At 40.0% G+C, this 14,178-nt stretch carries 9 protein-coding genes and 1 tRNA gene; 5 read left to right on the top strand and 5 right to left on the bottom strand.

All coding sequences use genetic code 11. The annotated features are described in order from the left end of the window. Positions 1 to 4 precede the first annotated feature (4 nt). Both FJX03_02645 and FJX03_02640 read left to right on the top strand, forming a co-directional pair. Positions 5 to 1,399, top strand: a complete 1,395-nt coding sequence (locus tag FJX03_02645) for a UbiA family prenyltransferase (GenBank protein MBM3632593.1) — start codon at positions 5 to 7, stop codon at positions 1,397 to 1,399. Beyond that, complete coding sequence (locus tag FJX03_02640; GenBank protein MBM3632592.1) at positions 1,396 to 3,261, top strand: hypothetical protein; 1,866 nt, start codon at positions 1,396 to 1,398, stop codon at positions 3,259 to 3,261. The genes FJX03_02645 and FJX03_02640 overlap by 4 nt, the downstream gene beginning before the upstream one ends. Before the next feature lie 47 nt (positions 3,262 to 3,308). Here the strand turns inward: FJX03_02640 and FJX03_02635 are convergent, their stop codons facing one another. Then, on the bottom strand, positions 3,309 to 4,292 hold the full coding sequence (locus tag FJX03_02635; GenBank protein MBM3632591.1) for a GNAT family N-acetyltransferase: 984 nt from the start codon (positions 4,290 to 4,292) through the stop codon (positions 3,309 to 3,311). 216 nt (positions 4,293 to 4,508) lie between these two features. Between FJX03_02635 and gap the strand changes: the two genes are divergently transcribed. The 3 genes from gap (at position 4,509) to FJX03_02620 (ending at position 9,986) form a co-directional block, all read left to right on the top strand. Beyond that, positions 4,509 to 5,516, top strand: coding sequence for a type I glyceraldehyde-3-phosphate dehydrogenase (gene gap, locus FJX03_02630; GenBank protein ID MBM3632590.1), 1,008 nt, complete (start codon positions 4,509 to 4,511; stop codon positions 5,514 to 5,516). Positions 5,517 to 5,602: 86 nt separating this feature from the next. Then, complete coding sequence (locus FJX03_02625; GenBank protein MBM3632589.1) at positions 5,603 to 7,999, top strand: PAS domain-containing protein; 2,397 nt, start codon at positions 5,603 to 5,605, stop codon at positions 7,997 to 7,999. A 214-nt stretch (positions 8,000 to 8,213) separates the two neighbouring features. Then, complete coding sequence (locus FJX03_02620; GenBank protein MBM3632588.1) at positions 8,214 to 9,986, top strand: hypothetical protein; 1,773 nt, start codon at positions 8,214 to 8,216, stop codon at positions 9,984 to 9,986. Between the two features lie 22 nt (positions 9,987 to 10,008). Here the strand turns inward: FJX03_02620 and FJX03_02615 are convergent, their stop codons facing one another. From FJX03_02615 to FJX03_02600, 4 genes are all read right to left on the bottom strand, one after another. Then, positions 10,009 to 11,100 (bottom strand): NAD(P)/FAD-dependent oxidoreductase, encoded by a 1,092-nt coding sequence (locus tag FJX03_02615; GenBank protein MBM3632587.1) that lies wholly within the window; start codon positions 11,098 to 11,100, stop codon positions 10,009 to 10,011. 45 nt (positions 11,101 to 11,145) lie between these two features. Next, entirely contained in the window at positions 11,146 to 11,415 is a 270-nt protein-coding gene (locus tag FJX03_02610; protein MBM3632586.1) for a 30S ribosomal protein S20, read from the bottom strand. A gap of 111 nt (positions 11,416 to 11,526) precedes the next feature. Further along, complete coding sequence (locus FJX03_02605; GenBank protein MBM3632585.1) at positions 11,527 to 13,815, bottom strand: NADP-dependent malic enzyme; 2,289 nt, start codon at positions 13,813 to 13,815, stop codon at positions 11,527 to 11,529. Between the two features lie 91 nt (positions 13,816 to 13,906). Next, positions 13,907 to 13,993, bottom strand: a tRNA-Leu gene (locus FJX03_02600). Positions 13,994 to 14,178: the final 185 nt, after the last annotated feature.

The raw sequence follows: 14,178 nt of genomic DNA, 5'->3' as shown, positions 1-14,178 counted from the left end.
TCGGATGAAACCAATCCTTTTTGTAGATCTTGATGAATCTTTAATCCATACAGATATTTTAAGAGAACAGCTTATCCGTTCTTTCGCCATTTCTCCCTGGCAAACTCTCAAATTACTTTTCCGGCAACGGTTTCGCCCCGAAAAAATTAAAGCTGCTATTGTTAATGAGATGAAAACAGACCCAGCTACTTTACCCTATAATACTGAGGTTATGGCGCTTATTCACCAAGCCAAAAAGGATAAACGCCTCGTAGTATTGGCAACGGCTACCCATGAAAAAGTAGCGCATCAAATTGCGAGTTACTTAGGGATTTTCGATGCCGTTTTGGCGACATCCCATACCCATAATTGTAAGGGGAGAAAAAAACTTCTAACTATGCAAGAATTTGCAGCTGGTCGTCCTTTTGATTATGTGGGGGATAGTCGTGCTGATCTTCCTATTTTTAATAAATCTCAAACGGCTTATATTGTAGGGGGTTTAGCCTACTCTCACAAACACGAGAGATTTACGCGACCTTCAATTTTTTTACCCTTTCTCAAAGCTATACGTCCCCATCAATGGGCAAAAAATGGGTTGATTTTTCTACCTCTTTTGACGAGTCATTTTTTAAGTTTGCGAACGCTTTCGATCGGAGTTTTTGGTTTTATTTGTTTTTCCTTAGCAGCATCGGCTATCTACTTAATTAATGACATGGCCGATGTGGAAGATGACCGCCATCATCCTGAGAAAAAAAAGCGTCCTTTTGCAAGAGGGGATCTGACAATCGACCAAGGAATTTGGTTGAGTCTAACATTGCTAACGTCAGCAATTGTCCTATCTTACTTATGGCTACCTGAAGGACTATGGGTTCTTATTGGATACATTTTCCTGACTTTTCTTTATTCATTTTCTCTAAAATCTCAGCCTATTTTAGATGTGTTTTGTTTAAGCACACTTTATGCTGTTCGGGTTCTTTATGGGCAAGTGATAAACGATATTGAGCAGTCATCATGGTTGTTAGCATTTTGTGTATTTTTCTTTCTGAGCTTAGCTTTCATGAAGCGAACGGCAGAAATTGAAAAGGCTAACCGAAATGAACAACCTCTAGAGACTCGTCGGGGGTACCAACTTCAAGATGATTTGTTGCTTAAAATTGCAGGAGCAAGTTCTGGATTGTTATCCATACTCATTCTTACCCTATATATTAATTCGACTCAAGTGACCAAGCTGTATGCTCATCCAGACTTCTTATGGGGCTCAGCTTATGTATTATTGTATTGGAAATTACGACTCTGGTTAATTGCGCTACGCGGTGAAATGAATCAAGACCCAGTTTTATTTGCCTTGAAGGACCCGATTTCCTATCTTGTTGGAATCATAATTTTTCTATTTGGCGTATTTGCCAAGGGCTTAGGATGATGAATTTGAAGGGTCAATCTGTTCTGGTCAAACTTCTATTTCTTCTGTGCCTATATGTTTTTCATGGTCGACCTTTTGAAGGAATATTTGATTATTCATTTGCACTTCTAACTATATATTTACTTTTATTCGGCATTATACGAGAGAGAGTGAAGCCCACTTTTCTTATTATGGGTATATCCTTTCTGATGCTTAGTCATTGGGTGCCCCAGCTCGCAATTCCCGAACAAGAAAGATTTCTACTCGACACGAAAGCAACGCCCGTTACGCCCAATCAATTCCTGGAAGATACTGAAAAATATCCCTACTTTTTAACGGCAGATGGTTACTTGCAGGGTTATAAAGACAGGCGTTTGGTGCGAACAATTGATATTGATGAAGGTGTGCTTTCTTTGCGCAGTGGATGGATCAATCTTCCAAAATATAATTTCTATTTACCCCTAAACTCTCTTGAGAGGAAAAATATTCCTTACGTTGTAAGTTATGAAATTATACCAGAGATGGTAGGTATGACCTTGGCTCTGAAAGGATTATGGTTTTTTATTCGTGATGGTCAAAGCAAAATTCACGATATCACCGTTGAGACTTTAGTGGTTCAAAAGGATCATGTAGGGTCCAGAATCCAGGGATTTGGAGGTCAATGGGATGAAAAGGGGTATAATAATTTAAAAATAAAATTAGAGAAAACTGCACTCTATAAATTTTATGATTTCACTCGCATTTTATGTCTTTTCTTGGGTCTTGCGGCGCTTTTCTGTGGATTATTTTTTCTTAACCCCACTCTTGATTTTGGATTGCAATCTTTGCTTTTGGGACTGTCTGCAATCTCTTTTTGGGTGAATTTTCCAAATATTTTTCGATGGGGTATTTTGGCAAAAGGGGGTGGGGATGGCATTATACATGGTGGTTTTCCCTATGAGATGCTGGAGAAATGGGTGATAGGAGATTGGGGGGTAGCGTTAATGTCCCCGGAGCGAGTCTTTTATTTTATGCCGGGAACGCGTTATGTTCGTTTTCTCGAAATGCTCATGTTTGGTGATGCTTATATTCTTCAAGTTTGTCTTATCATTTTTGTTCCCGTTATTTTTTATCGCTTCTTTTCGGTATTTTTAACACGTTATACTGCTCTTATATTGTCACTCTTGGCTTTTGCCCATATGTTTAATGGCATCGGTCTGAGCTTTAAATTGTATCTCAACTCAATCATTAATTTATACGGGGAAGGAATTGCCTTTGCCTTGCTATTTATAACTTTGACTCTTTTGGCAAAATCTATCCACAAAACGGGATGGGGTGTTCTTGCTTTTTTCTTAAGTGCAATCAGTATTTCCATTCGGCCCAATTTGGCGATCTTTATGGGAGTGATTGTGGTGTTTCATCTCTTTACTACGACCTTTACCCCCCTAGGGTGGAGATCTCGGTTTATAATGCTTTGTGGCTTGGTACCTGTACTTTTGATACCTCTACATAATATTTGGGGGGGAGAATTTGTGTTATTAACAAAAGCCTCCCAAATACCCGAGAATCTGCCCTTATATCCTTCTTTGTATTATCAAGCTATCACTTATATTTTGGGTTTGAATGATTCTTTTAACGAAAAGGGGCTTTTTTTGATTCACTTCCGTGAGTTTTATCCGCAATATATATTAGCCGGAGTAGGCTTGTTTTGGTTGGCCCTTAAAGGAAATGCGCCCAATGTTCGAGTTATTGCGTTAGCGGCATTTGCAGGATTGTCTCTTCACTTATTCTACTTGCCAAACATACGGTATATCCATCCGTATCTTACAATCGCTATTATTTTAGGCTTGTCCCAAATCTCCCGATTGTGTGCAAAAGAAAATTCTCCTCAGCTTTCTAAATAACGGTATAAATGTTAACTCTTTATTTTATCATTGATAATGATTAAGGCTTAAAGTTCTTTCCTTAAATATGTCTTAGCTAAAGAATTATCATTTTCATAACCCATAAATTTATAAAAATCATGAGTTGTCCCTTCACTGCGCGCTGAATCACTCATAAGATCAATAAAAGTTCCCTCATTATCTCTTACAAATGACTCGACACTTTGCATAAGTTTTCGTTTAATAGAAAGGCCAGACGGCGAGCTATCGACAACTAATTTTTCAATGTGGCATCTCTTTCCCTTACATTCAAATAAATCATAAATAATAAAGGCAATGAACCCAACAATTATCTTTCCTTTTTCAGCAATCAAAATGTGATTATGATTCCCATAAGAATAGGCTTGTATTCGTGCCTTCATATTTTCATCACCTTTGGGATGGCCGAGGTTTTCCAGGAAAGTTAAGATTAGGTCCGCATCTTTAGGAGATGCTTTTCGAAGATTAATTTTATTGGAAAGAATTTTGTGACTCAAATTAAGGGGAATTTTAATCGCCATATCGCGCATATCTAGGCGACTTTCTAAGCGGCGTTTTTTCATCCACATTTTAAAGGCCGCATCTTGAGCAATTTCCTTGGACTCAAAACCATTATATTGGTTTTGGAGACGGCTTAGTGTCCACGAACATTCCCAATTTGGACGGATGGTTGCTTTGAGTTTTGGGTTATAAAAACTTCCCTCTTTATTGACATACCATTTCTTTCGTGCAGAAAGAATTTTCCAAACATATAGTCTTCGTTGTGTGTAGTGATAAAAAGTAGATAATTTTGAGGCAACCAATAATGTAAATTTAGCGATAGAGCTTAAAATAAACGCGAGGTATTCAAATAATTCTGATATAACGAATACCACAAAACCATAAAACTTTTTTATCACAGCAAAAACAAGAGATACTTTCCCGTTTAAAGACCGGTGGTAAGTAATAAATATTTTTTGAGCCCATTTAAGCTGTTCTCTTGTTTTTGTATGAAATGCGGTAACTGGGATCATCTGTCGAATCTCCAAACTAGCGATATTATAAGCTGCTACTCGTCAAATGGGTATCTTCCTATAGGGTATAATGAGATAAAGGATTTTACAAATATGTTTTGTATATTCAAGATAATGCACAATCAAAGTCAGTGAGGGCTCTTGCGAAAATTAAATACGCGGGTATAATCCGTTATCAAGAGATTAGAGAAAATTATGAAGGTATGAGGGACAAACATGACAATTAAAATAGCAATTAATGGATTCGGACGCATTGGGCGGATGGTATTGCGGGCATTGGTTGAAAGTGGTCGTAAAGATATTCACGTTGTTGCAATTAATGACTTGGGTTCAATTCAAGATAATGCCCACATGTTTAAATATGATTCTGTCCATGGTCGATATACAGGGAAAGTTTCCACATCTGGGGATTCTTTAGATGTAGGTCAGGGGCCGATTAAAGTATTTGCCGAACCTCAACCTGAAAAACTTCCCTGGAAAGATTTAAACATTGACATTGTCATGGAATGTTCGGGTTATTTTACGGATAAGTCCTCCGCATCTAAACATTTGACTGCAGGAGCAAAGCGTGTCCTGATTTCAGCACCGGCGACGGGAGCGGATATTACAGTCGTTTATGGGGTTAATCATCAAAATATATCTCAAGATCATCTTGTGATCTCTAACGGATCTTGCACGACAAACTGTTTGGCACCTGTTGCAGATGTTTTGCACACTGGAATTGGTATTGAGGCAGGTTATATGACGACAATTCATTCCTATACAGGTGACCAGCGGTTGGTGGATACACTTCACAAAGATTTGCATCGAGCTCGTGCTGCAGCCGTTTCAATGATTCCCACCTCAACCGGTGCTGCTAAAGCTTTAGGTTTGGTTCTGCACGGCCTACAAGGAAAATTAGATGGATGTGCCATTCGTGTTCCAACACCGAACGTATCTCTTATTGACTTTACCTTTACGCCCAATCGGGAGACAAGTGTGGAAGAAATTAACACATTAATGACCAATGCTGCGCAAGGGAAATTGAAAGGGGTATTGGAGGTCACGAGTGGTCCTTTGGTTTCTATCGATTTTAATCACCATCCCGCGAGCTCAATATTTGATATAGGTCAAACACAAGTTGTAGGCGGAAAGTTCTGTCGTATTTTGTCTTGGTATGATAACGAATGGGGTTTTGCGAATCGCATGAGTGATGTGGCGATAGTTATTGGTAAAACCTTGTAAGATCATCCTTTTGCCCTTTCCGAAATTATAAAAATCCTGTTAAAATTTCTTCAGGCTTTGTAATTGAATTTAAGGGCATCAATTTTGTGTTAGACTGGCTTGTTACCACAACCCCACTGTTAAACTGGTTTGAACTGCTAGGTCTGATTCTTGGAATCTTGGGTATCATCGGATTGCCCGTACTTACCTATATGCGTCATTTGTATGATCAACATCATATTGTTTCAGATACGCAAAATGATCTCTTCAAAATCTTAGAAGGAATACCTGAGGCCCGTTGCTGGTGGCGCGATACTGAGAGTCGTGTGAAATGTTCGAGTTCTTTTGCCAAGTTACTGGGCCTTAATCTTGCTCATCCCATCGAGGTTGTTGATGTAACGAACCAGTTCGATTATCAGTCCGCATTTGTGTTGGATCAAGCGATTCAAAATGCGCACCAAACCGGAGAAAATTTTACCCATCAATTAACCCTTCTTGATCAGAAAACACTGGTGCAAGTTGAGGGGATGCGTCTTGTTCAACCCTCACATACCCTTATTGTTTTGTCGGTGATCGATATCTCAGATCGGGCTTATGAAACTCAGAGATTAACCCAAGAAGTCAAAACATTGCGAGCTGAGCATGAAATTTTGCAAGCCATGATTGATATTGTTCCTGTAGCTTTGTGGTATCGCAATGCTGAAAATCAGGTCGTTTTTTGTAACCAATCCTACGCTGGTGCTTTAGAAAGTACGCCTCCTCAAGTCGCTCAAGAGCATAAGGAATTAATTGAAAAATCTCGCAGTACAAGCCCCCACCATTTGGCACTTAAAGTTCGACAAACCGGCAACAGTCAAAGTCAACGAGGACATGTTGTCATAGATGGATTCCGACGTTTACTGGAAATGACAGAAGTTGCTCACGATGGGGGAGCAACTGTTGGATATGCAATTGATCTGACAGATAGTGAAGAGATGGCTTCAGATTTAAGTAAGCATATTTTGGCTCATCAGGAAGTTTTGCATCAACTCTCAACCCCAATCGCAGTATTTGGTGCGGATACACGATTGGAATTTTTTAACAACGCTTACACAAAGCTTTTTGGATATGAAGAAGCTTGGCTTCATACAAAACCAACTTTTGGGGACGTTTTGCAAGATATGCGGGAACGACGTAAGTTGCCTGAATATCCAGATTTTCAAGCCTTTAAACGCGGCAGGCTTCAACTTTTTAAAACGCTCCTTCAGCCTATCCAGGAGCTTATTCATCAACCCGATGATCAGATTTTGCGTCTCCTGATTGCTCCCCATCCTTTGGGGGGGTTATTATTCATGTATGACGATGTTACAGATAAATTGGCTTTAGAACGGCGCTACAATACCCTTATTGCTGTTCAAAAAGAAACCTTAGATCATTTGTATGAGGGTATTGTTGTGTTAGGAAGTGATAGCCGACTGCGCTTGAGCAATCCAGCCGCTGCTCGTATTTGGCAAGTCGATGTGTCAGAGATTACACCGGGAAGGCATGCAACAGAAGTTTTGGCACAGATTCGTCCCTCATTTGCAACCGAAGAGGAGTGGAATGGATTCCAAGCGCGTCTTTTAACGATTATAAGTCAAAGAGTTCCCAAAACGGGCCGATTCAATCGAGCGGACAAAACAATGATTCAATACGCCTATGTTCCGTTACCCGACGGCTCTCATTTGCTCAGTTTTATCGATGTTTCAGATCGTTGGAGATTTGAGCAAGCCTTGCAAGAGAGGAATCAAGCTTTGGAACAAGCAGATCGTATTAAGTCGGATTTTTTGTCTCACGTATCTTATGAATTACGCGCTCCCCTGAACACTGTTATTGGTTTTGCAGAAATTCTAACAAACCAATATTTTGGCAATCTGAATGAGCGACAATTAGATTACTGCCGAGGCATTGTGGATTCTGCCCAGAGATTATTAGCCCTTATTAATGATATTTTAGATTTAGCCAGTATTGAGGCTGGTCAAATGACATTAACGGAACAGCCTGTTCATTTAGATAATTTCTTAGCTAGCGCGGTGGGGTTAGTTTATAACCGGTCGCATGATCAAGGCGTCAATGTTACCCATGAAAATAAATCAAAAATCCAAACATTTATTGGGGATGAACGGCGACTAAAGCAAGCTGTATTCAATTTGTTGAGTAATGCTATTAAATATACGCCATCGGGGGGGCGAATTGAACTGAAAGCTTTCACCAAACAATTTGGGGATGGCCAAGAGCTTTGCTTAGCTGTTCACGATACGGGCGTTGGAATTAATGATGATGACCGCGCGCGCATTTTTAAACTTTTTGAACGAGGACCCCATCATCCAAAATCAAGATCCATTGGGGCAGGCTTGGGACTTTCTCTTGTCAAAAGCCTTATAGAACTTCATGGGGGCTCCATTAGTATCGATTCAACTCAAGGAAAAGGTACTATTATCACATGTAGAGTACCCTTGGTGGCTCAACAGGATCTTGCTTCTTAAAATTCTCTTTTATTTGACAAAATTTGGAAAAATATAGTATTTCTATACATCTACGCAATTTCAATTCTTAAGTATAACCATAAATATGATTACAAAATTTATAATATTCTCTACATTTTTTTTCCTTTTCGGCCCTACTTTTGCTGCAGAAAGCTCTCAAGCGTTGCAAAATCCATCGTCTGGGAGAACATTATCCAATCGAATGGCAATTGTTATGAAATATTTGCCGGCAATCGACGAAGAACAAAAACGCGGATATTTTCTAAACAGAGATAAAAAACCGGTACCAGTCCAGCTTTGTGAAACTGTAGGGGGAAAAATAAAAGAGAATTTTAAGAAGCAATTTTTATTGCCAAAGCCGGATAAGAAAATTTTATTGAATGACGTTAGAGATTATGCATGTGTCATGAGTTTTTCTCGTGTTCATGCGGCTTTAACCGTATTGGATAAATTAATTACGGCTGAACATACACGCTCAATATGGTTGGTTCGACTTATTCTGGAGCAAGCCGTTAGTGATAAAGATGTTGTTTCAAGAGATTATGTATTGTTTGGTTTTGCACTCTTGAGGGGTGCGACAATTAAAATTTATAAGGGTGAAGATTACGGCGAGATTTGGGATGAAGTTTACCTGATGCTTAAAAAAGGATTAGATCTTAAAGTTGGGCTTACGAATGAAGAGTTAATCGAAACTTATGTAGCACTGTTAAAGTATACCTCTGATAAAAAGCTATATGCTGAACACATTCGTTATAATCTGGCCTTTCAAGAATTAAATGCAGTACATCATAAATGGCAAGCTACGGATGTAATCAGAGCGTTGTTTCTTTCTGAATACTCCCATACACTTGCTCAAAGTTATTTTTATTGCGGGCGTTATCGGGAAGCCTTTGAGCTATACAAGAAAATCTTTGGTTCAAAAGATCTTTTTGGCAATCCTCATTATAAGAAATTTGTTAACGCAATAAAATTAGATGATTTGGTTGTATTGTATTCTTTATATATGGTTGTTGAAAATGAGGAAGATAGAGCTGCCATTTGGGAAATGTTTCATGCTACGACAGAAAATATGAATCCAGAAAGTATATATGAAATTTGTCGTAAATTCCATGAAGCATCTTCTCAGTCTTCATCCGCGCAAAGTGTTGCGTCAAATTCTAAGAAAAAAGACAAGCCTATAAAACAACAAAAGTCAAATCCTGCAAGTTTGCGAGAAATTATTGTGAAACAGTTTATTAAAGATCGCAAACAAAAAATTAAGGAATTGGTGCGGACTGTAAAAGAGTTAAATATGACTCAATATGAAAAAGATCAAGAAACATATCAAGTTGATCCGGAATATCTTCTTCTTATGAAAAAACTTGTATCTAATATTGAAGCCGTATCCACTGATGCCGAAAGTCTTAACGAGGAAAAGTCAGACTTAGCACTTCAAGCAAGGTTATGTCATGAGAAAATGAAAAATAATGTTGAAGACTTGATGAAAGTATCTAAACAGTTTAGAGAAGCAGTTCGCCGTAAAAGTAGAGAAAATTATCGGTCAGACAAACCTACTTTTGTGGTCTTTCCAATCTTAAATCTTAATCAAAAAAGAGAACTATCGTTAGAGCAGGAACAGTTAAAGAAAAAAGAAAAGAGACGAGGTGACCAGACTTCCCCTAGTGAACAACAAGTGGGGAGTCCAGAAATTCAACAGAAGGAAGATGAGCCCAATAATATTATTTCGTGTCAAAAGAATGTCGTGGATATATTAACTACACAAAATTCGGGAACATTTCCTCCTAATGCTATTGAACTTCTTAATATTTTAAGAAGGAGTGAAAACATTTTTGAATTAGGGAACAATCTAAAAGGGCATAACTCGCAGCTAAAAAAATTAGAGGAAACGAACAAATGGTCTTTCCGCGTAAATGATGCCTATCGTATACGGTTCCATGTCGATTCATCTGATCACTTTACAGAGGTTGAAATTGGTGATTTTCACTAAAAATCATTATTTTTCGGAATTTTCAAGCTGCTGTTGCAGATTTTAATTCAGCTTCTGGAGTTGGCACACCTTTGGTCGTTGAATATTCGAAATGTAAAATTTCCTCAGGATAGAGGAATTTGCGTATAGCATGGGCAGCTTGTGCCCCTTCTGCAAAGCCATTGAGAATTAACTTTAATTTATGAGGATAAGTGGCAATATCGCCAATAGCATAGATGCCAGGGCGATTGGTGGCGCCCGTTGCAGGATCAATAGTTATGTGGTGATTGTCCAAATTCAATCCCCACTCTGCGATCGGCCCCAAATTCATAGAAAGCCCAAAAAAAGGCAGCAACACATCTGCGGCTAAAGTTTTTGTTTGCCCATCTAAGGACTGGACAATAACGTCGGTCAATTGTGCACCATTTCCTTCTAATCCAGCTAATTGATAAGGGACAACCAGATCAATGACGCCCTTATCAGCTAAAGCTTTGAGGCGGGCTTCGCTCTCAGGAGCCGCGCGAAATTTGGGGCGACGATGAACAACGGACACATGACTTGCCACTTCGCTTAAAGAGAGTGCCCAATCCACGGCAGAGTCACCGCCCCCGGCGATAACAATCTTTTTCCCCCTATAAGATTCTCGTGACCCTACATAATAATGAACACACTGGCCTTCAAAATTTTCTATGTTTGGCAAGGGAGGCCTATTGGGCCCAAACGCACCAACACCTGCAGCTATGATAATGGTCTTTGTTAGTATTTGAGTTCCTTGAGAGGTGGTCACACGCCAGCTTTGGTTAGAATTATTTTCAGCGCTGATAGCGGTTACTTGCTGATTTAAGTGATAAGTTGGATTAAATGGGGCAATTTGTTGACGCAAATTTTCAATGAGCCCCTCGCCGGTGATTTGAGGGTGGGCTGGAATATCAAAAATGGGTTTTTCGGGGTAGAGAGCAGCGCACTGTCCTCCAATCATGCTTAAAGAGTCAATCACATGACAATCTAATTTGAGCATGCCGCATTCAAATACCGCAAAGAGCCCAACAGGACCAGCCCCAATTATCACAACATCCGTTGTATGGGTTGGGCTTTCTTGCGCAAAAAGAGATTCAATTTGGTTTAATATTGACATGGGATATGAGCTCCGGCTTGGTAAAGCGGTAGCCCTTTTGCAGCTTTAAGCAGCTGCTAAGGCTTTCACTCGCTTAGATAAACGAGAAACTTTGCGAGAGGCTGTATTTTTATGCATTGTTCCTTTGGTGACGCCCCGCATGATTTCAGATTCAGCTTCTCGTAAAGCAACAAGAGCTTCTGATTGGTTACCGGATTCAACGAGAGATTCAACTTTTTTAACAAATGTACGAATACGGCTAACACGTGTACGATTTTGCTCAGTACGTGTTGCAATTTTTCGAATCGCTTTTTTTGAGGACGTATGATTGGCCATAATTCACCTTAGTTAATAAAAAAGTATTATTTGACTAGTATATACCTGAAAACTTTCCCTCACGTCAATCATTTATTGTCGGCAAGAATCTCTAAAGTAAAGAAATTATGCCTATCTTGAGTCTGCATCAACGACGGCAAGTGCTGCCATATTCACAAGCCCGCGGGGAGTTACAGAAGGAGTGACAATATGGACAGGTTGGGAGCACCCCATAAGAATGGGGCCAACAGTCAGGGCATTCCAAAGAGATTTTGCCATGTTAAAAGCAATATTAGCTGAATCTAAACAAGGCATGATGAGAAGATTGGCTTGCCCATGAAGTTTTGAATTGGGGAAAATTTGTTGGCGAATGGCTTCGGAAAGTGCAGCATCTGCATGCATTTCCCCTTCCACTTCGATATCCGGTACATTTGCATGGAGCCAAGCGGTGGCTTGACGCATTTTGCAGGCAGACTCCGTTGTTCCTGCCCCAAAGCTAGAGTGAGAAACGAGAGCAACCTTAGGCGTTACGCCAAAACGACGGACTTGATCTACAGCCATTAAGGTCATTTGACAAATTTGCTCAAGAGATGGGTTAGGATTGACGTAAGGGTCACAAATAAACAAAACGCCATCTTCTCGGATTAAAACACCTAAGGCTGCAAGTTCGTTAGAATCCTCCGGGGAAGAGCCAAAAATTTGGCGAATATGTTCAAGATGAATATGATAGCGTCCAATGGCTCCACAGATCATGGTATCGGCATCACCGAGATGGACAGTCAAGGCTCCAATAATTGTAGGGCTTGTACGGGTCAGAATCTTGGCGACTTCCGGAGAGATTCCTTTTCGTTCCGTCAGTTGGTGATAGGCATGCCAATAGCTGCTGTATCGGTTGTCTTTATTGGGATCTATAATCTCAAAATCCGTTCCTTCTTTGAGGCGCAAGCTGAGTCGTTTGATACGCTTTTCAATCACAATAGGACGTCCAACCAATATGGGTTTTGCAAACCCCTCATCTACCAAAATTTGCGTTGCGCGTAATACGCGCATGTCTTCTCCTTCTACAAACGTAATCCGCTTAGGATTTTTCTTTGCTTTTTGGAAGATAGGTTTCATAACCATTGCAGAACGATAGACATACTCACTTATTTTTTGTCTATAGGCTTCCATATCTTGAATAGGACGTGTGGCTACTCCTGTTTCCATAGCTGCAAGAGCGACAACAGGAGCGATTTCCATAATGAGGCGAGGATCAAAGGGTTTTGGAATGATATAGTTGGGCCCAAAGGTATGCATTTCACCACCATAAGCATTAAAAGCAACATCAGAACCCTCAGCATGGGCAAGACTTGCAATCGCCTTTACGCAAGCAATTTTCATTTCTTGATTGATGGTTGTGGCACCAACATCCAAGGCTCCTCGAAAAATAAAAGGGAAGCATAATACGTTATTAACTTGGTTAGGATAGTCTGTTCTGCCCGTGGCGATAATGGCATCGGGACGCACTTCCCGAACAATTTCTGGGAGGATTTCTGGATCTGGGTTCGCTAAGGCTAAAATTAAAGGATTTTGGGCCATGACCGTAAGCATATCTCCCTTGACAACATTGCCAACGGAAACGCCTAAAAATATATCTGCATCTTTTAAAGCTTCAGCTAAGGTACGGTGAGGTGTATCAATCGCATACCGTTGCTTACTGTCGTCCATATGTTCTTTACGACTCTTATGAACAACACCTACGCTATCACACAAAATGATATTCTGAGGTGATAATCCAAGGCCTACAAGCAAGTCAATGCAAGCTATTGCTGCAGCACCCGCACCGGATGTTACAAGTTTTACTTTTGCAATATCCTTATTGACCAACTTGAGTCCATTAAGGACTGCTGCGCAAACAATGATGGCTGTTCCATGTTGATCATCATGAAAGACAGGAATTTTCATCCGTTCATTGAGCTTCTTTTCGATGTAAAAACACTCTGGTGCTTTGATATCCTCTAAATTGATTCCGCCAAAGGTTGGTTCTAAAGCCGCAATAATATCGACAAGTTTGTCAGGATCATTCTCATTGATCTCAAGGTCAAAAACATCTATGCCTGCAAATTTTTTAAAGAGAACTGCTTTTCCTTCCATGACAGGCTTGGCTGCTAAAGGGCCAATATTGCCAAGGCCGAGAACGGCAGTTCCATTTGAAATTACGGCAATAAGGTTACTTCGTGCTGTTAGGTTCGCAGCTTCTCCAGGATTTTCCACAATGGCGCGACTCGCACCGGCAACACCTGGTGAATAAGCAAGAGCTAAATCTCGCTGATCTGCCAAAGGTTTGGTTGGGTGGATAGAGAGTTTACCAGGAGTGGGATAACGATGATAATCAAGGGAATCTTTGTAAATATCAGGCTTTGATGGGGTGTCGGGTTTCATTCGTGTTTGCTCTTTATTTGAAAACTTGAAAGACTCAGATCTTGATATCAATTTTCAATGAAATTGAAATCAATTGGTAGCCTTAAAAAAATGGTGCGGTCGAGAAGACTCGAACTTCCACAGTGTTTCCACCACAGCCACCTCAAGGCTGCGCGTCTACCAATTCCGCCACGACCGCACAAATGTCATTAGGGACTTCCTCATCTGAATACCAGATCGCTTGGAATCGTTCAAGAAGAATACGTGATCGTCCTGACCATAAGTGGCTTTTAGATAGGTTATTTTTCAAAAACAATGATGACGATGATTTTATTCAACATCACCCATTCTTATGTTAAATTAATTTTATAAAAATCAAATTAA

It is taken from the genome of Alphaproteobacteria bacterium, from assembly GCA_016870095.1.
In the GTDB taxonomy this organism is placed as follows: domain Bacteria; phylum Pseudomonadota; class Alphaproteobacteria; order Paracaedibacterales; family VGCI01; genus VGCI01.
This window is presented reverse-complemented; position numbering and strand designations above follow the sequence as displayed.

Bases quoted from the DNA above. Each gene is read 5' to 3' on its own strand.
- FJX03_02645 (MBM3632593.1), top strand. From the start codon at position 5: ATGAAACCAATCCTTTTTGTAGATCTTGATGAATCTTTAATCCATACA.
- gap (MBM3632590.1), top strand. From the start codon at position 4,509: ATGACAATTAAAATAGCAATTAATGGATTCGGACGCATTGGGCGGATG.
- FJX03_02635 (MBM3632591.1), bottom strand. From the start codon at position 4,292: ATGATCCCAGTTACCGCATTTCATACAAAAACAAGAGAACAGCTTAAA.
- FJX03_02610 (MBM3632586.1), bottom strand. From the start codon at position 11,415: ATGGCCAATCATACGTCCTCAAAAAAAGCGATTCGAAAAATTGCAACA.
- FJX03_02640 (MBM3632592.1), top strand. From the start codon at position 1,396: ATGATGAATTTGAAGGGTCAATCTGTTCTGGTCAAACTTCTATTTCTT.
- FJX03_02620 (MBM3632588.1), top strand. From the start codon at position 8,214: ATGAAATATTTGCCGGCAATCGACGAAGAACAAAAACGCGGATATTTT.
- FJX03_02615 (MBM3632587.1), bottom strand. From the start codon at position 11,100: ATGTCAATATTAAACCAAATTGAATCTCTTTTTGCGCAAGAAAGCCCA.
- FJX03_02605 (MBM3632585.1), bottom strand. From the start codon at position 13,815: ATGAAACCCGACACCCCATCAAAGCCTGATATTTACAAAGATTCCCTT.